Raw genomic sequence first — 465 nt, 5'->3', positions numbered from 1 at the left:
CCGTCAACCGGCAAGTCAGAGTAGTAGCTGCTCAGGCCTTTCAGCATCCAGTTCCAGTTGGTCATTTGCGTCTGGCTGGGGCCGGTTGAAAAAGTCGCCTGGGCAATGGAAGTCGTGTTCAAAACTTCCGGGAAGTCCTTCAGCAGCTTCTGGCAGACGATTGCCATGTCAGCTGCCGACATTTCGTTTTCGGTGTTCTTGCCCACGCCCGGATAAGCTGCCGAGCCCAGGTTGCCGTTGGCCAGGCCGCAGGCATTGTAGATCTTGGCATCCGTAATCCCCCAGCTGGTCAGCAGCTTGCGCATCTTTTTAACAAAAGCCACCTGGCTGCCGCCGACTGCCTGGGCCAAAGTCAAAGCCGCCCCGTTGGCGGATTCAATCAAGGTCGCCCGGTAGAGCTCCTTGATCGTGTAGGCATGGCCGCTGGCCAGCGGGACGTTGGAGTACTCGGAATTCTGGCTGATC

At 57.8% G+C, this 465-nt stretch carries 1 protein-coding gene; it reads right to left on the bottom strand.

Annotated elements, in window-relative coordinates:
• The coding region (locus lacNas_RS11125) for a serine hydrolase (protein WP_507762789.1) at positions 1 to 465 on the bottom strand (465 nt) is incomplete at both ends.

The sequence above is a fragment of the Lactobacillus nasalidis genome (genome assembly GCF_016587775.1).
In the GTDB taxonomy this organism is placed as follows: Bacteria; Bacillota; Bacilli; order Lactobacillales; family Lactobacillaceae; genus Lactobacillus; species Lactobacillus nasalidis.
This window is presented reverse-complemented; position numbering and strand designations above follow the sequence as displayed.